This is a genomic window from Halomonas sp. WWR20 (assembly GCF_054602495.1).
On record NZ_JBTRHR010000007.1, the window covers coordinates 104,773 to 129,705 of the forward strand.

General features: G+C 61.5%; 23 protein-coding genes. 6 read left to right on the plus strand and 17 right to left on the minus strand.

Features of this window, described 5'->3' with window-relative positions; all coding sequences use genetic code 11:
• The first annotated feature begins 36 nt into the window (after positions 1–36).
• Positions 37–2,475: a glycerol-3-phosphate 1-O-acyltransferase PlsB gene (plsB, locus tag ACW4DH_RS14020; protein ID WP_459637017.1), complete on the plus strand. Its 2,439-nt coding sequence runs from the start codon at positions 37–39 to the stop codon at positions 2,473–2,475.
• 48 nt (positions 2,476–2,523) lie between these two features.
• Here plsB and ACW4DH_RS14025 read toward each other — a convergent pair whose 3' ends face one another.
• The 5 genes from ACW4DH_RS14025 to ACW4DH_RS14045 form a co-directional block, all read right to left on the minus strand.
• A complete protein-coding gene (locus ACW4DH_RS14025) occupies positions 2,524–3,285 on the minus strand; it encodes a class I SAM-dependent methyltransferase (RefSeq protein ID WP_459637018.1) in 762 nt (253 codons plus the stop codon).
• Positions 3,282–4,097 (minus strand): undecaprenyl-diphosphate phosphatase, encoded by an 816-nt coding sequence (locus ACW4DH_RS14030; RefSeq protein ID WP_459637019.1) that lies wholly within the window; start codon positions 4,095–4,097, stop codon positions 3,282–3,284. Before ACW4DH_RS14030 ends, ACW4DH_RS14025 begins: the two co-directional genes overlap by 4 nt.
• Positions 4,098–4,169: 72 nt before the next feature.
• Positions 4,170–4,856 carry a tRNA (adenosine(37)-N6)-threonylcarbamoyltransferase complex dimerization subunit type 1 TsaB gene (gene tsaB, locus ACW4DH_RS14035; protein WP_459637020.1) on the minus strand — a complete coding sequence of 229 codons (687 nt, stop codon included), beginning with the start codon at positions 4,854–4,856 and terminating at the stop codon, positions 4,170–4,172.
• 134 nt (positions 4,857–4,990) lie between these two features.
• Positions 4,991–5,647, minus strand: coding sequence for an adenylate kinase (gene adk / locus ACW4DH_RS14040; RefSeq protein WP_459637021.1), 657 nt, complete (start codon positions 5,645–5,647; stop codon positions 4,991–4,993).
• A gap of 217 nt (positions 5,648–5,864) precedes the next feature.
• Entirely contained in the window at positions 5,865–6,146 is a 282-nt protein-coding gene (locus tag ACW4DH_RS14045; RefSeq protein WP_459637022.1) for a hypothetical protein, read from the minus strand.
• On the opposite strand from ACW4DH_RS14045, the gene ACW4DH_RS14050 reads away from it, so the two are divergent.
• Positions 6,145–6,291, plus strand: a complete 147-nt coding sequence (locus tag ACW4DH_RS14050) for a hypothetical protein (RefSeq protein WP_459637023.1) — start codon at positions 6,145–6,147, stop codon at positions 6,289–6,291. The two genes, ACW4DH_RS14045 and ACW4DH_RS14050, sit on opposite strands and share 2 nt — an antisense overlap.
• A 110-nt stretch (positions 6,292–6,401) precedes the next feature.
• Here the strand turns inward: ACW4DH_RS14050 and ACW4DH_RS14055 are convergent, their stop codons facing one another.
• From ACW4DH_RS14055 to ampD, 4 genes are all read right to left on the minus strand, one after another.
• Positions 6,402–8,180 (minus strand): methyl-accepting chemotaxis protein, encoded by a 1,779-nt coding sequence (locus ACW4DH_RS14055; RefSeq protein WP_459637024.1) that lies wholly within the window; start codon positions 8,178–8,180, stop codon positions 6,402–6,404.
• 355 nt (positions 8,181–8,535) lie between these two features.
• Entirely contained in the window at positions 8,536–10,566 is a 2,031-nt protein-coding gene (gene aceF / locus ACW4DH_RS14060; protein ID WP_459637025.1) for a dihydrolipoyllysine-residue acetyltransferase, read from the minus strand.
• Between the two features lie 92 nt (positions 10,567–10,658).
• Entirely contained in the window at positions 10,659–13,334 is a 2,676-nt protein-coding gene (aceE, locus tag ACW4DH_RS14065; RefSeq protein ID WP_459637026.1) for a pyruvate dehydrogenase (acetyl-transferring), homodimeric type, read from the minus strand.
• 304 nt (positions 13,335–13,638) lie between these two features.
• On the minus strand, positions 13,639–14,211 hold the full coding sequence (ampD, locus tag ACW4DH_RS14070) for a 1,6-anhydro-N-acetylmuramyl-L-alanine amidase AmpD (protein ID WP_459637027.1): 573 nt from the start codon (positions 14,209–14,211) through the stop codon (positions 13,639–13,641).
• 86 nt (positions 14,212–14,297) lie between these two features.
• Here ampD and nadC point away from each other — a divergent pair, with 86 nt between their 5' ends.
• Entirely contained in the window at positions 14,298–15,152 is an 855-nt protein-coding gene (gene nadC / locus ACW4DH_RS14075; RefSeq protein WP_459637028.1) for a carboxylating nicotinate-nucleotide diphosphorylase, read from the plus strand.
• Positions 15,153–15,192: 40 nt separating this feature from the next.
• Here nadC and ACW4DH_RS14080 read toward each other — a convergent pair whose 3' ends face one another.
• The 3 genes from ACW4DH_RS14080 to fabV all read right to left on the minus strand — a co-directional run bounded on the left by ACW4DH_RS14080 (position 15,193) and on the right by fabV (position 18,134).
• Positions 15,193–16,170 (minus strand): GlxA family transcriptional regulator, encoded by a 978-nt coding sequence (locus ACW4DH_RS14080; protein ID WP_459637029.1) that lies wholly within the window; start codon positions 16,168–16,170, stop codon positions 15,193–15,195.
• Positions 16,160–16,837 (minus strand): DUF2959 domain-containing protein, encoded by a 678-nt coding sequence (locus tag ACW4DH_RS14085; RefSeq protein ID WP_459637030.1) that lies wholly within the window; start codon positions 16,835–16,837, stop codon positions 16,160–16,162. Before ACW4DH_RS14085 ends, ACW4DH_RS14080 begins: the two co-directional genes overlap by 11 nt.
• 94 nt (positions 16,838–16,931) lie before the next feature.
• Complete coding sequence (gene fabV / locus ACW4DH_RS14090; RefSeq protein ID WP_459637031.1) at positions 16,932–18,134, minus strand: enoyl-ACP reductase FabV; 1,203 nt, start codon at positions 18,132–18,134, stop codon at positions 16,932–16,934.
• 159 nt (positions 18,135–18,293) lie between these two features.
• Here fabV and ACW4DH_RS14095 point away from each other — a divergent pair, with 159 nt between their 5' ends.
• Complete coding sequence (locus ACW4DH_RS14095; RefSeq protein ID WP_459637032.1) at positions 18,294–18,701, plus strand: DUF7079 family protein; 408 nt, start codon at positions 18,294–18,296, stop codon at positions 18,699–18,701.
• Positions 18,702–18,760: 59 nt separating this feature from the next.
• Here ACW4DH_RS14095 and ACW4DH_RS14100 read toward each other — a convergent pair whose 3' ends face one another.
• Both ACW4DH_RS14100 and ACW4DH_RS14105 read right to left on the minus strand, forming a co-directional pair.
• Positions 18,761–19,255, minus strand: a complete 495-nt coding sequence (locus ACW4DH_RS14100; RefSeq protein WP_459637033.1) for a glutathione peroxidase — start codon at positions 19,253–19,255, stop codon at positions 18,761–18,763.
• Positions 19,256–19,404: 149 nt separating this feature from the next.
• Positions 19,405–19,932 (minus strand): NUDIX hydrolase, encoded by a 528-nt coding sequence (locus ACW4DH_RS14105; protein ID WP_459637034.1) that lies wholly within the window; start codon positions 19,930–19,932, stop codon positions 19,405–19,407.
• A gap of 179 nt (positions 19,933–20,111) precedes the next feature.
• Here ACW4DH_RS14105 and ACW4DH_RS14110 point away from each other — a divergent pair, with 179 nt between their 5' ends.
• Positions 20,112–21,776, plus strand: a complete 1,665-nt coding sequence (locus tag ACW4DH_RS14110) for an acyl-CoA dehydrogenase family protein (protein WP_459637035.1) — start codon at positions 20,112–20,114, stop codon at positions 21,774–21,776.
• A 72-nt stretch (positions 21,777–21,848) separates the two neighbouring features.
• Positions 21,849–22,349 (plus strand): copper chaperone PCu(A)C, encoded by a 501-nt coding sequence (locus tag ACW4DH_RS14115; RefSeq protein ID WP_459637036.1) that lies wholly within the window; start codon positions 21,849–21,851, stop codon positions 22,347–22,349.
• On the opposite strand, the gene ACW4DH_RS14120 is transcribed toward ACW4DH_RS14115, so the two are convergent.
• From ACW4DH_RS14120 to ACW4DH_RS14130, 3 genes are all read right to left on the minus strand, one after another.
• The gene (locus ACW4DH_RS14120; RefSeq protein WP_459637037.1) at positions 22,343–22,969 is read right to left on the minus strand and encodes a LysE family translocator; all 627 of its coding nucleotides are present in this window, start codon (positions 22,967–22,969) and stop codon (positions 22,343–22,345) included. The two genes, ACW4DH_RS14115 and ACW4DH_RS14120, sit on opposite strands and share 7 nt — an antisense overlap.
• 984 nt (positions 22,970–23,953) lie before the next feature.
• Positions 23,954–24,088 carry a con-10 family general stress protein gene (locus tag ACW4DH_RS14125; protein WP_459637038.1) on the minus strand — a complete coding sequence of 45 codons (135 nt, stop codon included), beginning with the start codon at positions 24,086–24,088 and terminating at the stop codon, positions 23,954–23,956.
• Positions 24,027–24,188, minus strand: a complete 162-nt coding sequence (locus ACW4DH_RS14130) for a KGG domain-containing protein (RefSeq protein ID WP_459637039.1) — start codon at positions 24,186–24,188, stop codon at positions 24,027–24,029. The genes ACW4DH_RS14125 and ACW4DH_RS14130 overlap by 62 nt, the downstream gene beginning before the upstream one ends.
• Between the last annotated feature and the right edge of the window lie 745 nt (positions 24,189–24,933).

A 24,933-nucleotide genomic window follows, 5' to 3' on the forward strand; every position in this document is an offset into this window, starting at 1 on the left:
TATAATGCCACTTCCCACTCGAGCACAGGCAACCGAATGGCTTTTCCGAGCGCACTTCGACACCCTTGGCGCACTCTGGCACGCCGCCTTCTGCACGGCTGGCTCGAATTTCGCCTTGTCGAACCTGACCCCGCCCACCTGGACCTCGACCGGGAACACCCGGTCTTCTATGTGCTGCCGCACGCGTCGCTCTCTGACATGCTGGCCCTGGAGCTTCTATGCCGTCGTCAGGCCCTGCCTCCCGCCGCAGGACGCGTCGCGGCCGGTGACGTCCAGCTACCGGCCTGTTTCGCCCTGCCCCGTCTGAAGCGCGGGCTGGGAGGGCTCAAGGGCAACCGCTCTCGCCCTCTGGAAACATTGGTGGAAAGCCTGCAGCGCCACCCCGACAGCGAGGTACAGCTAGTGCCCGTCAGCGTGTTCTGGGGCCGCGCACCCGGCAAGGACTTCGGATTCTGGAAACTGCTGGCGGCAGACAGCTGGCAGTGGTCGGGACGCCTGCGGCGCCTGTTGTCGGTGCTGATCAATGGCAAGAGCGTGGAAGTTCACTTGGGTGAGCCGGTACGCTTGCGTCAGTTGCTCGACGAGCGCCCCGCCGCCCTGACCCAGCGCAAGGTGGCACGCGTGCTGCGCGTGCATTTCCGGCGCGTGCGCACGCGGGTGCTGGGTCCGGACATTTCTCACCGGCGTACGCTGATACGCGGCGTCGTGGCAAGCCCCGACGTGCGCCAGGCCATCGGCGACACCTGCTCGCAACGCGCGTCCTCCCTCGAGCGGGAAACCCGCCAGGCCTGGCGCTATGGACAGGAGATCGCCTCCAACATGTCCTATCCGGTGCTGCGCTTCATGTATCAACTGCTGCGCCGGGTATGGAATCGTCTCTATGATGGTGTCGACGTGCATGGACTCGACGCCGTCAAGACGCTGGCCGGTGACAAGGAGATCATCTATGTGCCTTGCCACCGCAGCCATATCGATTATCTGCTGCTCTCCTACGTGCTCTATCGCGAAGGGCTGATGCCGCCGCATATCGCCGCCGGTCGCAACCTCGACATGCCGGTGATCGGCGCGCTGCTGCGCCGTGGCGGGGCTTTTTTCATGCGCCGCAGCTTCCGCGACAATCGGCTCTACTCCGCCGTGTTCAACGAATACGTGCACCGTCTGATTTCCCGCGGGCATCCCGTGGAGTACTTCATTGAAGGCGGGCGCTCGCGCACCGGGCGCATGCTCACGCCCCGGCCCGGCATGCTGGCCATGACGCTACGCTCCTTCATTCGCGATACCCGGCGTGACGTGGCCTTCGTGCCCGTCTATATCGGCTACGAAAAGGTGGTGGAGAGCGCCAGCTATCTCAAGGAGCTGCGTGGCGCCAGCAAGCGCAAGGAGTCGCCGCTGGATCTGCTGCGGGTCGTAGGGCAGTTGCGTCAGCCCTTCGGGCGGGTCAGCGTCAATATCGGTGCCCCCTTGTCGCTGACGGATTTTCTCGACGCCGGCGTCGTCGACTGGCGGGCCCCGCATCGCACCGGGCGTCCCGCCTGGCTCAAGCAGGCCGTGCCCGCGCTTGGCGAGGAGCTCGCCCGGCGTATCAATGCCGCCGCCACGCTCAATCCGGTGTCACTGGTATCGATCACTCTGCTCGCTACGCCCCACCGTGCCATCGAGGCCGACCTGCTTCGCCAGCACATGGCGTTGCTGGTCAGGCTACAGCGACAGTTTCCCGGCGGCGAGCAGGTGATCCTGCCCCAAGGCACCGCACGCGACTGGATCGCTCACGTCGCTCATCTGGGCTTTATCGAACGCCGCACCCAAGCCCTCGGCGAACTGGTGCTGGCCTCCCCCGAGCAAGCCACATCGCTGACCTGGTATCGCAACAATATCCTGCATCTGTTCGCCTTCCCCGGCCTGGTTGCCTTCGCCTTTCGCAACAATGCACGTTTCACGCTGGAAGAACTCGTGGGGCTACTGGAATTGACCTGGCCGGTACTCGCTCGGGAATTCTATCTGCGGACACCGGATGATCTGGCCGCGCACGCCAAGGCTTGCCTGGAGACGCTGCAGCACGAAGGCCTGCTGGTTCGCGAAGACGAGCGCTGGAGCCGCCCCACCCGGGACCTGGGCGCCAGCGAACAGCTGCGTCTGCTCGGCCAGCCGGTGCAGCCCACTCTGGAGAGAGGCTACCTGCTGTTGGCGACCCTGTTGCGCCACGCCAGCGGTGAGCTGTCGCGTGAAGCGCTGGAAGAACATAGCCATCAGCTTGCCGAACGCCTGACGTTGCTCTCGGGGCTCAATGCCCCCGAATTCTTCGACAAGCGCCTGTTCAGCGGTTTGCTCGATACTCTCGAAGCCTATGGCTGGCTATGGCAGGAAGATGGACAGCTATGCTACGGCGAGGCGTTGGAGAACGCCCAGCACCGCGTGCGGGCCCTGTTCGACCCCATGCTCCGCCAGCGCCTGGGACAGCTGACCCGCCAGCCTTGAAGGCATATCACTGGCCCGCCCATTCCAAACGGGCCGAAATATTGCCGGCTACTTCAGGGCGCGGTGCACATAGAGATCATAGCGGCTGGTCTTGCCCTCGATGACGTGAGCCGGCGCGGGACCCGCGATGGGCGGCGCCTTGCGGGGACGCTTGACCACCACGCGATGCGTGGCCACGTCCAGCGCCGCCTCGAGCAAGCGGGGGGCGTCCTCATCGTCGCCCGCCAGCTCACGGAACAGACGCATCTCCTTCTTGACCAGCGATGACTTGTCGCGGTGGGGAAACATCGGATCGAGGTGGATCACCTGAGGCGTCACCGGCGCGTCGTGCACGGCGTGCTCCAGCGCAAGCGTGGCATCGGCATGACGCACAAAGAGCCGCGCCGCGATTGCCGCGATGTCCGGCTCGCCGCGTGCTCTATCCAGAGCGTCTTCCAGCAAGGCATAGATCGGCGCGATCCGCTCCAGCATAAGCACGCGGGCGCCGAGACTGGCCAGGACGAAGGCATCGCGCCCCAACCCGGCCGTGGCGTCGACGATGTCCGGCGTCGCCCCCCGTCCCAGTCCGCAGGCCTTGGCGACCAGTTGGCCACGCCCGCCGCCGAAACGCCGCCGATGTCCGGCCTTGCCGCCAACAAAATCCGCCGTCACCGGCTTGCCGTAGCGCGCCTCGTCACCGGCAATCGCCAATCCCTGCGGCGTGGCGATCAACCCCAAGGCGTCCGCCGGCCGGGTCGCCGCCCAGGCCAGCCCCAACCGCTGCGCCAGCGGTTGCAATATCTCACCGACCGCCACGATGGCTGCGCTCATGTCATCCACAAGGCCAGCAGCAACCCGCCCAGCAGCAACCGGTAGACGGCGAAGGGCCACATACCGATACGATCCAGTGCCGCCAGGAACAGCTTGATGCATACCAGCGCTGCCACGAAAGAGAGCCCCGCCCCGATCAGCACGTCATGTAGCGCCGCATCGGTGCCCGCCTCCACCAGTTCCACCCCCTTGAGCAGACCGGCGGCGAGAATCAACGGAATCGACAGAAGAAACGAGAAGCGCGCAGCACTCTGGCGGTTGAAGCCCAACAGCAGTGCCGCAGTGATGGTGATGCCGGAGCGGGAGGTGCCGGGAATCAGGGCGATGGCCTGGAACAGCCCCACGATCAGTGCCGCCTGCAGGGTCAGCGTGGTCAGGTCGCGGGTTCGTGATCCACGCGCATCGGCCCACCACAGCAACACACCGAAGACGATGGTGGTGATGGCGATGACCAAAGAAGAGCGTAGCGAAGTCTCGATCAGGTTGTCGAACATGCCCCCGACGATCACCGCCGGCAGCGTGGCGAGCAATACCATCCAGCCCAGCCAACTGGACTCGGTCTGACGCGACGCCAATGACCCCTGCCCGGCGAACTGGCCGAACCAGCCCTGCACGATCGCCCCGATGTCGCGGCGAAAGGCCAGCATAACGGCGAGCAGGGTTCCCACATGTACCGCCACGTCAAAGGCCAGCCCCTGATCGGGCCAACCTAGGATCTGCGAGGGTAGAATCAGATGCGCCGAGGAAGAGATCGGCAGAAACTCGGTCAATCCTTGAAGCAGGGCCAGTACGGCCACATGCAACCCGTCCATTGGCAGTCCTTAGACAAAGGGTATCAGCGCCATTTTTTCAGATAAGCGGAACCTGATAAAGGCTGGATTCCGTCATGCTTTGCGCCAAGCCACTTCATTACGCAGATAGACCGGCACCACCTCATGCGCGGCGCAGGCCTTACCTTCGGCCAGGCGCCGGGCAGCCAGTCTCACCATGTCTTCAGCGGCAGGATATTGCTCGGGCAAGCACTGGGCCATGGCCGTCTGGACCATGACCGGCATGCTCTTCAGCAGCGCCCAGCCCGAACCGATCCCGAGCCAGTCGGAAGTCTCGTGCGGCATCGGCAGCTCTAGACGCTCGGGAGGCATGACGGCCTCGTCGAGCAGCGCCTCGAGTTGCTGATCGTGACAACGGTAGGCGGCGACATAGATCTCGCCCATGCGCGCGTCCAGGGCGGCCACGATATGCCGGGCATGGTGCTGGCGATGGGCCGCCAGGGCCAGCGCCTCCAGCGTGGAAATACCGATCAACGGGCGCTCCAGCCCGAAGGCCAATCCCTGAGCGACACCGGCGGCAATACGCAGCCCAGTGAAGGAGCCCGGGCCATGACCGTAGGCTACGGCATCCAGCGATGCATAAGCGACACCGGCCTCACGCAGCACATCGTCGATCATCGGCATCAGCCGGCGGGTGTGTTCCCGGGGAGTCAGAGCAAAACGAGACGTCACCTCACCGTCCTGCCAGAGCGCGCAGGAGCAGGCACTTGAGGAGGCATCCAGAGCCAGCAGCGTGGACATGGGCTATCGCGAAATCAGAAGAATGAAGCCGCATTATACGGGGACGAAGCAGCTTGCAAAAGCATGCCACCGACCGGCAGGACGCCGGCCGGTGAACTTGCCGAAACGGCCGATTGACCGGTTAACGCGGCAGCTCAGCTTTCCAGGGCGCTCGTGACCTGAGCCTTGATGTCGTCGACGCTTCCCACGCCCTCGATGCGATGATACTTCGGGGCCGCCTGGGGCTCCTGCTCGGCCCACTGCCGATAGTAGTCGATCAGCGGTGCGGTCTGGTCGTGGTAGATGGACAGGCGGTTGCGCACGGTCGTTTCACGATCGTCGTCGCGTTGGATCAGGGCTTCGCCGGTGACGTCGTCCTTGCCATCCTGCCGGGGCGGATTGTAATCGACATGGTAAACGCGACCGGAATCGGGATGTACCCGACGCCCCGCCAGGCGCTTGACGATCTCCTCGTCGTCGACGGCGATCTCCACGACGTGGTCGAGCTTAACGTTGGCCTCCTTCATGGCATCCGCCTGGCGCAGGGTGCGCGGAAAGCCGTCGAACAGGAAACCGTTTTCGCAGTCGGGCTGACTGATGCGCTCCTTGACCAGGGAAATGATGATGTCATCGGACACCAGCCCACCGCTGTTCATGATCTCCTTGACCTTGAGCCCCAGTTCGCTGCCTTCCTTGACAGCCGTGCGCAGCATGTCGCCGGTAGAGATCTGCGGAATGCCGAACCGCTCGCTGATGAACTGGGCCTGGGTGCCCTTACCTGCGCCGGGGGCGCCCAACAGGATCAAACGCATCTGCACTGCTCCTCGAATATTCGTCTCGCGACTTATCAGTAAAAAAGCGTGGGTCATGCCCGACATACAGTCGGGCATGACAAAATAAGCGGATGCTGCAGACGATACCCGGCGCGCCTGGGACGCACAAGCAACAAAGCGCACATTCCTGCTGCCAGGGCAGACAATACTTCCTTTCCCGACAATAGGTTAGGCCGGGAATACCACTTTGGTCGGCCTATTCGCTCGGCGAGTCCGCCTCGTCCGCCTGATGTCGGCGCAATGTCGCGGCTGACTGGCGCTTGCGTCGCAGGCGAATGTTGAGCGTTTCCACCAACAGCGAGAACGCCATGGCGAAATAAATATAGCCTTCGGACGCATGGATGCCGAATCCCTCGACCATCAGCGTCATGCCCGCCAGGATCAAGAACGCCAATGCCAGAATCTTGATCGTGGGATGGACATCGACGAAATCGCCGATCGGCTTGGCCGCGATCATGATCTCGACCTGATCGACCATGCCTCGCGGTCATCACCGAATCCAGCGAGAAGACGATATCGATCAGGGCGATCTGTACCAGCACGCTCCAGAAATTGGCCGAACCACCGCGTGCCGTATCCTGCGCCTCGATATCTCCTGCCTGGTGATGGCTGCCACCCGCTGAAAGCTTGCATGCTGGCTCGGGATCGATAAAAAGCGGCCCCGCAGGGCCGCCCAAGTGAATCATAATCCGTTTCCCGATTGGCAATAAGTCCTGTTCGCCAAGCATCGACTCTAGAACGTACTCCAGTCCTCCACCGCCTGAGGCTCGGCCTTTCCGGTTCGAGAAGTCAGCGCTTTGCTTGCGGAAGACGCCGGGGCAGGCCTGACCAGCGATTCCCGGCGCGTATGTGAAAGCTCGCCGTGCGTCGCCTGGGAGTAATTTTCCCCCAGGCGGAAGGCGGCGATCGTCCCGGTCAGACGCTGTGCCTGCGAGCGCAGCTCGTCGGCGGCGGCACTCGACTCCTCGACCATCGCGGCATTCTGCTGCGTCATCTGATCCAGCTCGGCCACCGCGCTGTTGACTTGGCCAATGCCCACGCTCTGCTCCTTGGTCGCCGCACTGATCTCGCTGATGACATCGGTCACGCGGATGACGCTGTCGACGATCTCCTGCATGGTATGCCCTGCACTCTCGACCAGTTGCGTTCCCGTTCTGGTGCGCTCCACCGAAGTATCGATCAGGGTGCGGATCTCCTTGGAGGCCTGGGCCGAACGGCTGGCCAGATTGCGTACCTCGCCGGCCACCACGGCAAAACCACGCCCATGCTCTCCGGCCCGGGCGGCTTCGACCGAGGCGTTCAGAGCCAGAATATTGGTCTGGAAGGCGATGCCGTCCATCAGCTCGATGATTTCGGCGATCTGCTTGGACGACGCATTGATTTCCTCCATGGTGTGCGCCACCTGCCCCATCACACTGCCCCCTCGCTTGGCGACTTCGGCGGCCGTGTGGACCAACTGATTGGCTTGAGTGGCGGAGTCCGCCGAGTTGCTCACCGTGCCGGTCAGTTGCTCCATGGAGGCCGAGGTCTGTTGCAGGTTGGAAGCGGTTTGCTCGGTACGACCGGCCAGATCCTGGCTGGCCTGAGCGATTTCCCTGGCAGCATGCTCTACCGAGTCGGTGCTGCCGCGCACCTCCAGCAGTGTGGTCTGAATGCGTGCCACGAAGGCATTGAACTGCTCGGCCAGCTCACCGATTTCATCTTTACGCATCACCGGCAGACGCTTGGTCAGGTCGGCCTCGCCAGAGGCGATATCCGCCATGGCGGCGCTGGTCTGGCGAATGGGCCCGATGATACGTCGGGTGATGACGACGGCGATCATGCCGACGATGATGAATGCCCCCAGGCCGAGAAGAGCGTTGAACATCACGCTCTCGGCGACGTCGGCTTCCACCTGCTCGCGCAGCGCCGCGACCTGCTCCTCGATATCGGTAATGTACACACCGGTGCCCAGCGCCCAGTTCCACTTGTCAAGCCCCGTCAGATAGGAAAGCTTGGGTTCTTCCTGGCCACTGGCCGGGTTACCCCATGGATAATCATGAAAGCCTCCGCCCGCCTTGGCCTGCTTGACGAAGCCCTGAATGATGTAGTCACCGTTGGGAGCCTGCTTGTCCCATAGGCTCTTGCCTTCCGTTTCAGGACTGGTCGGCAAGACAATATTCGTACCCTGATAATCGTAAACGAAGAAATAGCCGTTCTCGCCATAGCGCATGCTGCGCAGGACCTCCGCGGCCTGCCGCTTGGCCTGTGTGTCGTTGGCGCCGGCATCGGCATAGAAGGGCGCGATCGCGGTCATCGCCGTCTGGACGAGATTCTTCAGCGACTCCTGACGATCGGCGAGCAGCATTTCTCGCTGCGCCTGAACGCTTGCCTCTCCCCGCGCCTGAAGCCTTGTGGTGCTTTCGAAGACGAGCAATGCCGTGACGATGGCAAGCGGCAGCAATACCGCCATCAGTATCCTGCCCTGCAGGGACAGCTGACGCAGGAACTGGGGAGCGAATGTTTTTTGCATGACGGTGAATCCTATAGTTTTTCTGAATTCGGACAGACCCTGCGAAACCGCACGCTCATCACGCAGCGCCGCCACGGACAGACCCCACCGCAGGCGGTGCTGACACATGCCCGGTCGGGATGAGGGCGCAACGGAATTAGGCGACTGATAGTTTTTATCGGAGCGATTTTCTGACAAGGGCCGGTTACGGTTTATATCGGATTCCGCCGGAAAAACTTTAATATAAGGAGATCTTTAAAAACAAAAGCTTGAGGAAACATTCGTCATGCAAGCTTGGAATGCAGGCGTTATCCAGGCCAAGAACAAAAAAAGCGGCTCTCGAGAGAGCCGCCCAATAAGATGAAACAATATCCGATTACAGCAGCAATCGGCGGATATCGGTCAGCACCTGTGCCAGGAAGGCGGTGAAGCGTGCCGCGTCGGCGCCATTGACGGCGCGGTGATCGTACGACAATGACAGCGGCATCATCAGCCGCGGCGCAAACTCCTTGCCGTCCCACACCGGTTTCATCTGCGCCTTGGAGACGCCGAGAATCGCCACTTCCGGAGCGTTGACGATCGGCGTAAATGCCGTGCCACCAATGGAACCCAAGCTGGAAATGGAGAAACAGCCGCCCTGCATTTCCTCACGCTTGAGCTTCTTGGCTTGCGCGCGCTTGGCCAGATCCACGGACTCGCGCGCCAGCTCGAACAATGACTTCTTGTCGGCGTCACGGATCACCGGCACCATCAGCCCCTCCGGCGTGTCCACGGCAATGCCGATATGCACGTACTTCTTCCATACCAGCTTGTCGCCGTCCGGGTGAAGACTGACGTTGAACTGCGGGTACTTGCGCAAGGCAAAGGCACACGCCTTGATCAAAAACGGCAACGGCGTCAGCTTGGCACCTTCGGCTTCCGCCTCGGCCTTCATCGCCTTGCGGAATGACTCGAGCTCGGTGATGTCGGCCTCGTCGAACTGGGTCACGTGAGGCACGTTGAGCCAGCTGCGGTGCAGGTTGGTCGCCCCGGCCTTGAGCAGGCGGCCCATCGGCTGCTCCTCGACTTCGCCGAACTGGCTGAAGTCAATGGCGGGAATCGGCGGGATGCCCGCCCCGCCGGAAGTCGCCGTCGCCGGCGCCGCGGACTGCTGTTTCATCACCTGCTTGACGTAGGCATGCACGTCCTCCTTGAGGACACGCTCCTTGGGTCCACTGGGCTTGACCTGATTCAGGTCGACACCCAGCTCGCGCGCCAGCATGCGCACCGCCGGCCCCGCATGGGCCAATTTGCCGTCGCGCGGTTTGTGCGCGGCCATCTGTGCCTCGGGGCTCGGGGTGGCCGCCGCCTCGACTTCCGCGATCTGGCTGGCCGGCTTGCGCGTCTCGCCCTGATCCGCCGAGGATTGCTTCTCCGGCTTCGAGGCCGCTGGCTGCTTGGGCTTGGCGGCGCCCGCGACTTCGATATATCCGATCAGGTCGCCTTCGGAGACGCTATCGCCCTCCTTGACCGCCAGTTCGACGAGCTTGCCCTTGAACGGGCTGGGCACATCCATCGACGCCTTGTCGGATTCCAGCGTGATCAACGGATCTTCCTCGTTGATCTCGTCGCCTTCGGCGACCGCCACCTCGATGATCGGCACGTTTTCGCTGCCGCCGATGTCGGGAACACGAATCTCCTTGCGCAGAGACTCGCCTTCGCTCTCCTCGGCATCGCCGCTGTCGGCTTCGTCGGGAGCTGCCGTCTCGGTGTAATCCGCTTGCGGTTTCTCCTCGACGGGCGCCTCTTCGTCATCGCCCTCTTCCCCGGCGATCTCCATGCTGCCGATGACGTCACCGGGAGAGACCGTGTCACCTTCCTTGACCGACAGTGAGACAATCTTGCCCTTGTGAGGGCTGGGCACGTCCATCGAGGCCTTGTCGGATTCCAGCGTGATCAGCGGGTCCTCGACATCCACCTCGTCACCTTCGCTGACGGCGAGTTCGATGATCGGCACGTCTTCGCTGCCCGAAAGATCAGGCACCTTGATCTCGACGGTACGCTTGCCGCCACCCGACGTCTTCTTGGCTGCCGGCTTGTCTGCTGCCGGTTTTTTCTCGGCGGCCGCCTGGGGCTGCTCGGTCTTTTCCGGGGCCGGCTCGGCGTCCTGAGACTCGCCGTCGCCTTCGCCTTCCACTTCCAGCTCGAGGATATCGTCACCCTCGGAAACGCTGTCGCCCTCCTTGACCAGCACTTTCAGTACCTTGCCGCCCTTGGGCGCCGGTACATCCATGCTGGCCTTGTCGGATTCGAGCGTGATCATGGTGTCTTCCGCGGCGATGACATCGCCCTCGGACACGCCAATCTCGATGATTTCGACATCGGTGCTGCCACCGATGTCGGGAACCTTAATGATTTCGCTACTCAAGGTCGCGCTCCTTTGCTAGCAATCTGAGGCCTAGCAATCTGGCCCTAGCCGTTCATGCCACGGGGCGGACAGCGTCCGCCCAGCGCGGTTGATCAACACGTCAGGGGGTTGGGCTTGTTCGGATCGATGCCATACGTCTCCATCGCCTGCTTGATCAGCTTGCGATCGATCTCGCCGCGATCGGCCAACGCCTTGAGCGCCGCAACGACCACAAAGTAGCGATCGACTTCGAAGAAGTAACGCAATTTCTCGCGCGTATCCGAACGGCCATAACCATCGGTTCCCAGCACATGGTAATCGGTGGGAACCCAGGCGCGAACCTGATCCGAAAACAGCTTCATGTAGTCGGTCGAGGCGATCGCCGGCCCTTGGCGGCCTTCCAGGCACTGGGTGATCCAGGGCTTGGAAGGCTCGGCTTCCGGATTGATGAAACTGTCGTGATCCAGACCAAGCGCTTCGCGGCGCAGCTCGTTGAAGCTGGTCACGCTCCAGATATCGGCGCCGATGTCGTATTCCGCCTTGAGCATCTCGGCCGCGGCCTCGACCTCACGCAGGATGGTACCGCTGCCCAGCAACTGGACGCGGGCCTTGCTGCCCTCGGTCTCACGCAGCAGGTACATGCCCTTGATGATGCCTTCCTCGCTGCCCTCGGGCATTTCCGGATGCGGGTAGTTCTCGTTCATCAGGGTCAGGTAGTAGAAGCAGTTCTCCTTGTCCTGATACATCCGCTTCAGGCCGTCCTGGACGATCACCGCTACCTCATGGGCATAGGTGGGGTCGTAGCTGCGGCAGTTGGGGATGGTCGACGCCAGGATGTGGCTGTGGCCGTCCTGGTGCTGCAGGCCTTCGCCATTGAGCGTGGTGCGCCCCGCCGTGCCGCCGAGCATGAAGCCACGCGCCTGCATGTCGCCGGCCGCCCAGGCCAGGTCACCAATGCGCTGGAAGCCGAACATCGAATAGTAGATGAAGAACGGCACCAACGGCATGTGGTGGCTGGAGTAGGACGTTGCCGCAGCGATCCACGCCGACATGGCGCCGGCTTCGGTAATGCCTTCCTCGAGGATCTGACCCGCCTTGTCCTCGCGGTAGAACATGATCTGCCCGGCATCCATCGGCTCGTACTTCTGGCCTTCGGAAGTGTAGATGCCCAATTGGCGGAACATGCCTTCCATACCGAAGGTACGCGCCTCGTCGGGCACGATCGGCACCACCTGCTTGCCGAAGGACTTGTTCTTGACCAGGCCGTTCAGAATGCGCACGAAAGCCATGGTCGAAGAGACTTCACGCTCCCCCGAGCCCTTGGTCTGGCTGGCGAACATCTTGTCGTCGAGCCCGGGAATCTCGAGCGCATCGAAGTCGCTCTTGCGGGCCGGCAGGTAGCCGCCGAGACGCTCGCGCATGAGATGCATGTACTTCATTTCCGGACTGTCATCGGCCGGTTTGTAGTACGGCATGCCGTTTTCGAGCTGCTCGTCGGTGACCGGAATGCCGAAACGGTCGCGGAACGTCTTGATCGCCTCGGGTTCCATCGATTTGATCTGGTGGGCTTCCATGTCGGCTTCGCCGGAACCGCCGCCCATGCCGTAGCCCTTGACGGTGTGCGCCAGGATCACGGTAGGCTTGCCGTTGGCGTTGTGGAACGCCTCGTGATAAGCCGCATAGACCTTGTACGGGTCGTGACCACCGCGGTTGAGGCGCCAAATGTCCTCATCGGAGAGGTCCTTGACCATCGCTTCGGTTTCGGGGTACTTGCCGAAGAAATGCTCGCGCGTGTAGGCGCCGCCCTGGGCCTTGTAGTTCTGGTACTCGCCGTCGACCGCCTCGTCCATGCGCTTTTGCAGGATGCCTTTGTTGTCCTGCTCGAACAGCGGATCCCAGAAGCGCCCCCAGACGACCTTGATGACGTTCCAGCCGGCACCGCGGAATACACCCTCGAGCTCGTCCATGATCCGGCCGTTGCCGCGCACCGGCCCATCAAGGCGCTGCAGGTTGCAGTTGACCACGAAGATCAGGTTTTCGAGATTCTCGCGGCTGGCCAGGTGAATGGCGCCCAGCGACTCCGGCTCGTCGCACTCACCGTCGCCCAGGAAGGCCCAGACCTTGCGGTCGTGCATCGGCTGCAGGCCACGCGCATCGAGGTACTTCATGACGTGCGCCTGGTAGATCGCGGTGATCGGCCCCAGGCCCATGGATACCGTCGGAAACTGCCAGTAATCGGGCATCAGCCAAGGGTGCGGATAGGACGGCAGCCCACCGCCATCGACCTCCTGGCGGAACTTGTCCATCTGCTCCTCAGACAGCCGCCCTTCCAGGAAGGAACGCGCATAGATCCCCGGCGAAACGTGACCCTGGATATAGATCAAGTCGCCCTTGAAGTCGCCGTCGGCCGCCCGGAAGAAGTGGTTGAAGCCCACGTCGTAGAGAGTTGCACTCGACATGAAGCTGGCCAGGTGGCCGCCCAACCCCTTGTGCTTCTTGTTGGTACGGATGACCTGCGCCGCCATGTTCCAACGAATCAGCGAACGAATGCGCCGTTCCATGAACAGGTCGCCCGGCATGCGTGCTTCACGATGCACCGGGATACTGTTGCGGTGCGGGGTCGTTACCGAGAAGGGCACCTGCATGCCATCACGGCGCAGACGGTCGGCCAGACGGCTCAGCAGGTACTGGGCGCGTTGCTCGCCCTCGCGATCCAGGACCGATTCCAGGGAGTCAAGCCATTCCGTGGTTTCGATCGGATCGAGATCTTCTCTTGCCTCCAGACTCATAGACGTCTCTCCGAATGAAGGAAACATTGATTCATTCATACCCCATTTGATGGGACGGGGCGTGGCGCTCTTCAGTGCGGGCGCGGCCTTCTATGGGCCGTGTCTCCGGGAAATGCTGTAAATTCTTTACATAAGGCCGTGCAGGACGCACGAATCTAGCGTACGAAGATACCGTAAACACTGTCTGCTGCCAATTCGTCCCCTTCATCCGTGCGGCTCGTTGTGTCCATGACAGGCATGCCTGGCGGCCTCGCTTTAGGGACCGACAGCCCGCAGAACAAACGTCTTACGCCATGTAGCGTGGCTACAAGCGTAGCGATGCGGGGCCCGCCAGTAACTGACGAAAGTAGGCCCAGTCGAAGGCCGGCCCAGGATCGGTCTTGCGCAGCGGTGCAATGTTCGCGTGGCCGGTGATGCGCGACGGCGACAGCATGGGATAGGCATGGCACAGGCCTTGGGTGACAGCGGCCAGGGCCCGGTATTGGGCAAGCTTGTAAGGGTGGACCTCGTCCCCCTCGAGCTCGATACCGATCGTGAAGTCGTTGAGCTCACGCCGCTCATGCCCATCGTCGCGCCAGCAAGAGCGCCCGGCATGCCAGGCGCGCCGGTCAAACGGCACGAACTGCACGCACTCCCCCTGCCGGCGAATCAGCAGATGGGCCGAGACGCGCATGTCGGCAATCCCGACATAGTAAGGATGCTCGTCGGGATCCAGGCAATTGGTGAACAAGCGCTCGATGGCCGTACCACCAAAGACGCCGGGCGGCAGACTGATGGAGTGCAGCACCAATGCCGACACTTCGCCCTCGGGCCGTGCGTTGTGATTGGGAGACGGCACCCGTCGCGCCGTTTCCAGCCAATGGTCGTTAATCCGCATTCAGGGTTCCCTGCCACTGCATCGAAAGCCGGCTTTCTCTATAATGTCCGGTATTATCCTCGCATTTTTGAGACGCTACGCCAGCCATGAACCTGCTCGACGCCCTTGCGGAAGATATCCGCACCAGTGCCGCCCGCCTGCTGGCCGAAGATATCGGTCCCGGCGACATTTCCGCCCAACTGATTCCCGCCAAGCAGTGGGCCCAGGCGCGGGTGATCACCCGCGAGCCGGCCGTGCTGTGCGGCGTCGCCTGGGTCGATGAGCTCTATCGGCGCCTCGATGCCGGCGTCAGGCTGCACTGGCTGGCTGCCGATGGCGACCCGCTCGACGCCGAGCAGCCGTTTCTCGAACTCGAAGGCCCGGCTCGCAGCCTGCTCACCGGCGAACGCGCCGCGCTCAATCTGCTGCAGACGCTTTCCGCTACGGCGACCCGCACCCGGCACTATACCCGCCTGGTGGAAGGCACCGGGGTGCGCCTGCTCGATACGCGCAAAACGCTCCCGGGGCTGCGCGCCGCGCAGAAATATGCCGTGACCTGCGGCGGCGGCCACAATCATCGCCTAGGGCTTTATGACGCCTTCCTGATCAAGGAGAACCATATTGCCGCCTGCGGCGGTATCGCCGCCGCGGTCAAGGAAGCGCGCAAGATTGCTCGCGACCTCACGGTGGAAGTGGAGGTGGAAAATCTCGAGGAGCTGGCACAGGCCCTCGAGGCGCAGGCCGACGTGATCATGCTGGACAACTTTTCACTCGACGACATGCGCGAGGCGGTCAGGCGCAATGCCGGCCAGGCGATCCTGGAAGCCTCGGGTAACGTCAGCGAGGCGACCTTGAAAGCCATTGCCGACACCGGCGTGAACTGCATTTCCATCGGTGCACTGACCAAGGATATCCAGGCCATCGATCTGTCGATGCGCATTACCCAGGTCGAATCCCGCTGAGCGTCATGCCGGATCGCTAGAAGAGTATCTGGCGTGGCGCTCAGGCGGAATGCAGGCGTTCGTCTCGCGGGCTGATGCCGAAGTGGTTACGGTAGGCGGTGGAGAAATGCGCGCCTGAGGAGAATCCCGTGGCCAGAGCGATATCGCCCACCGCACGCTCTGTTTCGCGCAATAATCTACGCGCCTCCTGCAGGCGCAGGTTCAGATAGTAACGACTGGGGACCGCCTGCAGGTGTTTCTTGAACAGCCGCTCAAGCTGACGTCGGGAAATGCCCAGATGCTCGGCCAGTTCGTGAGTGGTCAGCGGCTCCTCGATATTGGCCTCCATCAGCATGACGGCGTCCACCAGGCTCTGCGGAGCATGCTTGAAACGCGACCTCAGCGGCATGTGCTGGGGCTCGTCGGCCATGCGAATACGCTCGCAGACGAAATGCTCGGAAATGCGCTCGGCCAGCGCATGGCCATGCTGCTGACCAATCAGCGTCATCATCATGTCCATCGCTGCCGTGCCCCCGCCGCATGTCAGCCTGTCGCGATCGATTTCGAACAACTGACTGGAGATACGCACGGCGGGATATTCCCGTGCAAAGGACTCCGCGCCTTGCCAGGGGAGCGTCGCCCGGTATCCCTCCAGCACACCGGCGCGCGCCAATACCCGCACACCGCCGGCAATTCCCCCCAGCAGAGTGCCACGCCGCGCCAGACGCCCCAGCCAGACGTACAGCCCCCGGTCCGGGATATCGGTCATGGGGCTCGCCCCACAGACCAGCAGCATGTCGAGATGCCACGTCTCGTCGCCGCAGACCGTATCCGGTGTCAGGGCCATTTCCGCAGCGCTTTTCACCGCCTTTGCCTCGAGCCCAAAGGTCAGCGGGACGTAAAGCCGTTGGCCGGCCAGCAGATTGGCCACATGCAGCGGCTCGCTGGCGCAGGCCTGCGCCAGTAGCGAGAACCCCGGCAACAACAGAAAGCCGACATAACGGGGAGCGCTGCCAGCGGCTCCCGACTCAACCTCCATCGTGAGTGGCGAGCTCCGCAATAAAGGCATCCGAACGGGCGATGGCATCGCGCATGCGCGCCCGCAGCCGGGCCACATCATCTTCCATCTGAGCGACTTCCCCTTGCAACGCGCCGATCGCCCGAGCATTGAGGTTATGCTTCAAGAACAAGACATTATCGCGCATGGTCAAGAGCACCGGCGGCATGCTGTCGGCGGCATCCTGCATCGCGGCCAGCATGGATTCGTAGCGCTCGCGCGTGTTTCGCAATTGCTGTGCGGAGAGTCGCCGGTATCTCTCGCTCTGATAGAGATCGAGTTCGTCTTCCCATTCCTCGAACAGCGCCTCGGCAACGCTCTCGATAGCATCGATGCGCTGATGGACCCGCTGCGCCGCGTCTTCGCTCTCCTCATACTCGGCCTCAAGCGCTGCATAGGTTCGCGACAGTTCGCTCTCGGGCACGCTGACCACCGCCTGAAAGCGCTCCAGCGCCGAGACGAATTGCTCCTCGGCCGCCTGCTGGGCATCGCGACCGGCCTCGACCCGACTGGCCAACAATTCACGTTTGGGAATGCCCAACTGCTCCAGAGCGTTGTAGTAGGTGCTCTGGCAGCCGATCAACCCTCCACACAGCAGCACCAGCAGGATCGGCCATCCCCACCGGCACCGGAAACTCTTCGCACCCATCGGGTACCCTCGCATGGCGACACCTTTTAGCCCCCGGCCATGTCGCCGCGGGCTGCGGATAGTCCGCAGCGCCGCGGCGCCGGGCGGCCCACTGTTATCCTTGAAGCTGAACGACGTCGAACTCCACGACGGGATCGACATCGGCATCGTAGTCGACATCGTCGCGCTCGAAGCCGAACAGCTTGAGAAACTCGTGCTTGTAACCGGCGTAATCGGTGATCTCGAACAGGTTCTCGGTGGTGACCTGCGGCCATAGAGCCTTGCAGGCCTGCTGGACGTCGTCGCGCAGTTCCCAGTCATCGAGACGCAGACGCGCCGCTGCGTCGAGCGCAGGTGCCGACTCGCCGTAGAGCTGATCGCGGAACAGGCGGTTGAGCTGGTCGATGGTACCTTCGTGCAGGCCCTGTTCCTTCATGACGCGGTACACCATGGCGATGTACAGCGGCATGACCGGAATCGCCGCGCTCGCCTGAGTCACCACCGACTTGAGCACCGCGACGTGAGCGTTGCCTCCGCGTGTCTCGAGCTTGCGGTGGATCGCGCTCGCCGCGCGGTCGAGATCCTCCTTGGCCTTGCCCAAGGCGCCGTGCCAGTAGATCGGCCAGGTGATCTCGGTGCCGATATAGCTGAATGCCACGGACTTGGCACCCGGAGCCAGCACACCGGCCTGGTCCAGCGCCTCGATCCACAGCTCCCAGTCCTCGCCTCCCATGACCGTCACGGTATCGGCTATTTCCTGCTCGGTGGCCGGCTCGACTTCCGCCTCGATGATGGTGTCCTTGTTGGTATCGATGGCGGTGGCCCGATACGTCTCGCCGATCGGCTTGAGCGCCGAACGCTTGAGCTCGCCGCTATCGGGCAGCTTGCGCACCGGCGAGGCCAGCGAATAGACCACCAGATCCACCTGCCCCATGTCCTGTTTGATCAGCTCGATGGCTGTCTCGCGCGCCTCGTGGGAAAAGGCATCGCCATTGATGGACTTGCTGTAGAGCCCTTCGGCCTTGGCGAACTTGTCGAAGGCCGCCGAGTTGTACCAGCCGGCGGTGCCGGGCTTCTTGTCGGTGCCGGGCTTTTCGAAGAACACGCCCAGCGTGTCGGCCCCGTACCCGAAAGCCGCGGTGATGCGTGCCGCCAAGCCATAACCGCTGGAAGCGCCGATGACCAGCACCTTGCGCGGACCGCCCGCGACCGCGCCACGGGCCCGGGTCGCCTCGATCTGCTCGAGCACGTTCTTTTCGCAGCCGACGGGATGCGTGGTGGTACAGATGAAACCGCGAACCTTGGGTTTGATGATCACGTGAAGCCTCGTTGCTCGGTCGTTAATGCATGCGCAGGGTAATCCCCGCCTCTACCGGCATTCTAACGGCTGTGCTCACGACTGTCCGCTTATCTACCGCCTTGTCAGCATGGCCCGGCTGGCCGAAGATGGTGGCTTTGCTCGGAAGACGATGCCGCCATGAACGATCTCGAAACCGACCTCAAGGCCCTGCTCGCCGAGCGCGGCGACTTGTGGCTGGCGCTGGCGCCGCTGTGGCTCGACCGCGAACCCCATGAAGCCGACTATGCCGGCATGGTGGAGGAGATCCAGCGTCACGACTTCACCTTCAAGCAACTGGAATGGATCTATCGGCTGGAACTGGCGCCGGTCATGTCGCGCCGCCAGATGTCCATCGCCGGGGAGTGGCGCAGCTTCGACGAGGATCGCCTGCTTGCCGACCTGCTTCGCCACAACCGCCGCCTCAAGGGCTGGCGCAAGAACTTCTGGGTACTGTTTTCGGGGCCAACCACGATGATGACCCGGCACCGCTGGAGCGAATTGATGGTGCGCCTGATGGTCGCCCGGGGAGAGCGGCCTCCCGCTTGAACGGGAAAGCGGTACCCTCCGCTCCGAACGCCTTGCGCACACAATGGCACAACGCTGTGTCAGGCCGAAAACGGAATGTCCAGGGCCTGTTCGATATGGGCGGCCAATTTACGCGGCGGAACCTGGGGTGCAAAACGGCGTATGACCTGTCCGTCACGCCCCACCAGGAACTTGGTAAAATTCCATTTGACCGGCGTGCTGCCCAGCACACCCGGCGCCTGATGCCTCAGGAACACGAACAGCGGATGAGCATCCGGCCCGTTGACCAGCACTTTCTCCATGACCGGAAACGTGACGCCATAGCGCTGTTCGCAGAACGCACTGAACGCCGTAGCGGATTCGGGCATCTGACGGCCGAACTGATTGCAGGGAAACGCCAGCACCGTAAACCCCCGATCACGATAATTGCGGTATAACTGCTCCAATGCTTCGAGCTGTGGGGTATAGCCGCATTGGCTGGCGACGTTGACGATCAACAACACTTGGCCGCGCAATGCGCGAAGATTGAATGGCGTTCCCAACGGGGTCCGGCAATCGTGGACATAAAAATTCATGCGAGTCGGCACACCCCAGTATCAATGGTAATAGTGTCAGGCAAGTCATTGCTGCGTATGTGGCGCCTCGGACGCCAACCTGTCGCTCTCGGCGCCACCCGCCGATTACCCCAGGCGAAGCGCCCAGGACCCCAGCACGCTAGCGCAACTCACGATGCCTCAAGCCAGCCTTCGGCCAGCATGCGTTGCAACGCGACACGGCTATCCGGCGTTGCCGTTTCCAGCGCCAACGCCTGGTCGACCGTCATCCAGCTTGCCGAAGCGACTTCCTCAGGCTGCAGCCTCAGCGGGCCATCGTAATCGGCACGAAATACACTGCCATGGATATGATTGCCACCCTCGGCGAAGCGAAAGTCAAAGCAGGGATATAGGGTGACCCCGGTAATCCCCAGCTCCTCCGCCAACTCGCGGCGTGCCCCCACGTGCGCTGCCTCTCCTGCGCCAACGACCCCGCCGGTGGCGAGGTCGTGATAGCCGGGGAAGACCTCCTTGGTCAGGGTACGCTCCTGAACACACAGTTCGCCATGGCGGTTGCGCACGAACACGTACGTGGCACGATGCCAGAAATGGTAACGACGCATCAGTGTCCGCGGCGCACTTCCACAGGGCCGGTTGGTCGCATCCACCAGTTGAATCTGCTCTTCGCGTAGTGTGGCGGGATTGATATTGCCAGGCATCACAGCCCTCCAGGTTAGTCCCCCCGATTATCGCACACCGTTCGAACAGCCAACATGCCAAACATTAGCCATTGTGCATTCTATACTACCCGTATTGACCGTGACGTACGCTCTGCGCATGCTCAACCTCATCGCTTCGGCACATATAATGACAAGACCCTGCTACAGGACGCCCTATCATGACTCACTATGCGCCTCGCTCGACCCTGGCCTCCCATGAAGTCCACAACCAGCCCGAGCTCCCCGGCGATCAGGATCTTCTCGCCCAGGACACGCCCCTGCGCGAAGCTCTGCTCCGCGAGGCGCCCCCCTGGGTGCTCGAGCGTCTGGCCCCGCTCGGACTCGCCACCGGTAGCCAGCATATTCAGCAATTGGGTGAATTGGCCAACCGGCACCCCCCCGTGCTCAAGGCATTCGACCGCCATGGCCGGCGCCTGGACGAGGTCGAGTATCACCCCGCCTATCATGAGCTGATGCATCTGGCTTTCGACAACGGCTGGCACGCCGTGGCATGGACGGAGGAAGGTAATGGCGGCCACCAGGCGCATATCGCCGCCCTCTACCTGCTCACTCAGGCGGAGCCGGGAGTGTGCTGCCCCTTTACCATGACCCATGCCGCCGTTCCCGTGCTGCGCCAGCAGCCCGAGCTGTTCGAAGAGTGGGGCCCGCGACTGCTGGCCGAAGATTACGATGGCCGGGCCCTGCCCCCCAGCCAGAAGCCGGCGGTTACCTTCGGCATGGCGATGACCGAAAAACAGGGGGGCAGCGACATCCGCACCAATACCAGCCGTGCCCTGCCGGTTGGCAACGGTGGGGCCGGCGGCGAGTACCGCCTCATTGGGCATAAATGGTTCTGCAGCGCGCCGATGTCCGATGCGTTCCTGACCCTGGCTCAGACGGACGCAGGGCTGTCCTGCTTTCTGGTACCGCGTTTCACGCCGCAGGGCGAGCGCAACGCGATCGAGATTCAACGTCTCAAGGACAAGTGCGGCAACCGCGCCAATGCCTCCGCCGAGATCGAGTACCGCGAGGCCTGGGCGCGCATGGTCGGCGAGCCCGGACGCGGCATTGCGACTATTCTCGGCATGGTCCAGCAGACGCGCCTTGATGCTGCCTCCGCGCCGGCGGGCATGATGCGTCAGGCCCTGGTGGAAGCCTGGCGCCACGTTCAGTCGCGCCAGGCCTTCGGCCGCCGTCTCGCCGATCAACCGCTGATGCGCCGCGTCATTGCCGATCTGGCACTGGAGGTCGAGGCCAGCCTTGCCCTGTCGATGCGCGCCGCTCGTGCCTTCGACGCTGCCGGGCATAGCGAAATGGACAAGGCGCTGGCACGCATCGCCCCCGCCCTGGCCAAGTTCTGGCACAACAAACGCAGCCCCGGCTTCATGGCCGAGGCCATGGAGTGTCTGGGCGGCATCGGCTACGTGGAAGAAACGCCCCTCGCCCGACTGTATCGCGAAGCACCGGTCAATTCGATCTGGGAAGGGTCGGGTAATGTCATATGCCTCGACGTGTTGCGCGTCCTCAGCCGTCATCCGGAGAGTGTCGACGCGCTGCATGCCGAGCTGGCGGCTGCGCGTGGCGCGCACCGCGATTACGACCGCGCCGTGGACGAGTTGGAACGCACCCTGAGCGAGGAGTCGTCACAGCTCGAGGCACAGGGACGCTGGCTGGCACAGCGTATGGCCCAGTGCCTGCAGGCTTCGCTGCTGTTGCGCCATGCTCCTTCCGAGGTCGGCGAAACGTTTTGCCGTACCCGGTTTGGCGCCTCGGCCAGTCCGGTTTACGGCGTACTCCCGCCTGACACCCCGCTTACTGCCATTCTGGCCAGGATACTCCCCTGAATGACACCGATGACCTTGGCACGCGGTGACCTGTCCGTTGCAGCGTGCCCTACTAAACGTCCCAGGATCCTTATGCCTCATGTCTTGCCACGCGTTATCGCGCAATGCATCGCCGCGACGCTACTATTAACCATCGTCGCGTCCGCCCCTCAGGCACACGAGCCCCCGCTTCAGGACCTGCGTTTCGCGCGGCCCTTCGCTACGCCGACTCCGCCGGGTGCGCCCAATGGGGCAGCCTACGTGGATATCACGGTGACCGGAGAGACGCCCGCCAGGTTGATAGGCGCTTCCAGCCCGGTGGCATCACGTGTCGAAGTCCATGATATGCAGGTCAAAAGTGGCATGATGCGCATGCGCCATGTCGAACGCCTTGAGATCGCCTCCGGCGAGGCGCTGAAGATGCGCCCGGGAAGCGGCTATCATCTGATGCTGCTAGGCCTCGATCATTCGCTGCAAGAGGGTGAGCATTTTCCACTGACGCTTGAGTTCGACCAGCGCGGCAGCATCGAACTCGAGGTCTGGGTCCGGCAAGCGAACGAAGGCGTCAGCGCGGCAGAGGGCCATCATCACTGAGCGGAAAGTAGCGGCCCCAAGGCGACCCGAACCGCCAGTATCAGCAGCACGATACCGGTCAGGCGGTTGATCCAGTGCGCCCTGGTCTGCAGCCAGGGCAGCACGCGGGAGTGCGACAAGGCCAGTGCCACCAGAACATACCAGCCACCGTCAATCAGAGTCGCCGTGGCCACGATCAGGCTCCTGGCCTGCCAATCCATGTCGGTGCTGACGAATTGGCTGAGCAACGCGACGAAGAATAGGATCAGCTTGGGATTGGCCAAGGCGACCAGCAGGCCTTCTCGCGCCGCCTGAGTGTGGCTGGTCGTGACGGGCCGAGCATCCAGCGCCCCACCACGGCCAGCCCGCAGCGACTTGATCCCCAGCCAGGCAAGATACAACGCGCCCCCCCAGAGAATGGCGCGGAACAGCAGCGGCTGGTGGGCAATGACGGCCCCCAATCCCCAAACGGTCAGAAACGCATACCCTCCCACGCCCAGGGCATGGCAAAGGGCGGCAACCACACCCGACGACCTCCCACCGCCCAAAGTGTGGCGCAGCACCATGGCCAGGCTCGGGCCGGGTGACATCGCCCCCATGGCACAGACGGCCGCCAACGACAACCACAAGCTCATCGGCATGTCATGACTCTTTATTGAAAAAGCTACTCGGAAGTGTACAGGCAGACGAGAGGATTGTGGCGACCATTATTCGTGCTGGCCGGTCGAAGGTTGTGGGGAAGATAATGGAACATTAAATGCAATGGCTGATAGGCAGTATGTCCAATGCGCAACCTGTAATAACATCATGCCTTAATCAAGAAGCACGAGGCTTTCCTTAGCCTTAGAAGACCGCCTTGGTCACGTGCCGTTACAGGTTAGCCACTCGAGTAAGCGTTTCGCAAGCCACTCGGTGTAACAAAAGGTATCCAAGGCAAAAAAATCTAATTATGATTAAGCATGTTTAATATAAAGATTCAAATCCACACCCCTATCCTTGAAGATATTCTTTAAAAAAAGCCTGTTACAGGAAACCTGCCGCAGGTCTAATTAAACTTAATACCATAAATAAAAAAAGCCCAGCGGTAGCTGGGCTGCAGAGCTTATGCTCTGGAATGCGATAAGTCCTCAGGCTTCCATGGCACTGTATCCCGGCATCCTGCCGCTGTTGCCTCCTTCCCCACGCCCCGGTCATCCTGACCGCGCATTTCCTTACACTGGCGACCGTCCTAGTCGCTACTCATCGCAGGCCAGCACTTTAACAAGTGAAAACTTGCCCTGTAAAGCCCTTTAAATACCCCAACAAACCAAACGATAAGACATAGGTTATCAATTAACTTAACTTAGCTCCTTGCTGCTTTAGCACGGGAAAATCCGATACGTTCGAAGCTCATCCCTTGACAATAGCAGTGGCAATGTAAGAAGCGCGCCATAACGAATAAAAACCTCAGTGACAGTCTATAACCCGCAAAGCATATCCTTGAGACATATATATGAACAAAAAAATATAAATAAAGTCGTTAAAAATAAGCAATAAAAGGGTGGGACTTGCCCCGCCGCCCTTTAAGCTTGTATTGAGCAATACGCAAATAACCTTTCAGGGCAATATCTTACATCGATAAGCGCCTAACCGACTTTGGAGTTACGGCCGCCACCATGACTATGTTCACCGCCTTTCTTGCCAGTTTCTGAGGCTCTTTCAGGATCGCTCTTGAAGTTCCCACCCGCTATTCTCGCCGCCTTTATGGCCGATATCTTCATAGAATTCTTTACCATGGCTTTTCGAAGTCGCCTGGCTACCTTTCTTCCCCGCTTCGCTTACGGACATGTTACCTTTATCGGTGTTGCGCTTATCAGTCATGGGGTCACTTCCTGGCTATGAGAGGATCGATAAATATTTAACTGTTAGCTTGTTAAATATATTAGAGCCATATCAATCATCAAGGTTTTAAAAACCCTGTGAAATCAACCTGACGGTCATTTAAAATCAAGTTACCGTAGTTGGTCAGCGTCTAAACTGCGCCAGCCAGACCCGACCTATAAAAAGCGGGGTTCGGCTAACGGAGGCCTGCTACACCATATTGGCCAAGGTGGCTCACCGATAAAGATAAGAAGATCAATATTCGATGGGATTTCTCAGAATTCGAAGGCACTGATCGTTGTGACGACTGGAAGCATCGTACCTGTCCGGCTAGCCTTCCTCTTTCTTATGTATGCAGAGTTTCTGCCGTCAGCGGCATCCGCTACTGTTTATCGACCGTGGCAAGACGGCGGGCTCTCAGTCGCAGTGTACTATTAGCAACATGAGCGCCGAGCCGGTATACATCGAGCACATCATGGCTGAGCTGGAGACTCCGAAGGAAACCCTTTCCACGCATATAACCAATTTACGATCGACACTAGGCCTCGCCTGAAAAGTCAACGAGCGATGGCCGACTTCTCCCAAGAATGGCGTTATGGCATTCCGGACAAGCAAGCTGGAGAAAGAGATTAAACATAATGGCATCCTGCCATGTAAACCAACTGCTATGAAAATCACTTTTACGCCAAAACATGACTTTTGTTTAATATTATTAAGCCCAGCGCTTCTTACACGGTAGGGTTAT